The sequence below is a fragment of the Oleiphilus sp. HI0043 genome (assembly GCF_001634935.1).
On the sequence record NZ_LWEY01001574.1, the window covers coordinates 1 to 834 of the forward strand.

Genomic DNA, 834 nt, shown 5'->3' on the forward strand with positions numbered 1-834 from the left:
ATGAAGCCAAACGCAAGTAAAGAGAGCGGGGTAATCAAGAGCCAAGCAAAGATGCCTGGTAAGTGATCTTCCATGAATGGCGCGAAAAACAGACCTGCCAAGAAACCGAGGATAACCGTCGGTAGTGCTTCCATAAGTTCTATCGAAGGCTTCACTTTACGACGCAGTGCGGGTGCCATGAAGTAAGCCGTATATAGCGCGCCGCAGATAGCAAGTGGCGTCGCGACTAGCATAGCGTAAAATGCTGCTTTTAATGTACCAAAGGCAAGTGGCGACAGGCTGTACTTTGGTTCAAAGTCGTTGTTAGAGGCTGAAGACTGCCAAACGTACTCTGGCTCTTGGTACCCTTCGTACCAAACTTCTTGCCATAGGGCTGAGAAAGAAATTTCAGGGTGTTCGTTGTCAATGTGCCAGAAGCTAATCTGACCTTGCTCATTTTCGACTAATACATAGTTAGCGCGAGGTGCGATGCTGGCATGTGTGATGGCGGCGTCGCTTACTTTCTTCTCTAATGTTGTGCTGTGAGCAGTCGTGTTGAACAAAGAAATGGTGCCGCTATCATCTACCGAGGCAAAGCCTTTTCGGCGGTGTTCAATGGCGATTGATGTGATTTCTGCCGTAGAATCTTCATCAATTGAGAAGTCACGAATTCGCTGTAATGAGTAGTGGTTGTTGTCGTCACGAACCATAAACCATTGAGAAACAATCCCGCCGGACTCAGTCACCAATATAGAGGAACCGCCAAGTAAAAGTTCCATGCCGATAATGTCTCTGTTCTCGGGCAAATGAACGGTGCCGTTAATGGTCGCCTGTTCGTTATCGGCCAGGTCGAAG

General features: G+C 48.1%; 1 pseudogene. It reads right to left on the reverse strand.

Features of this window, described 5'->3' with window-relative positions:
- Positions 1-834, reverse strand: a pseudogene (locus tag A3729_RS33390) (phosphate ABC transporter permease); the annotation flags it as partial.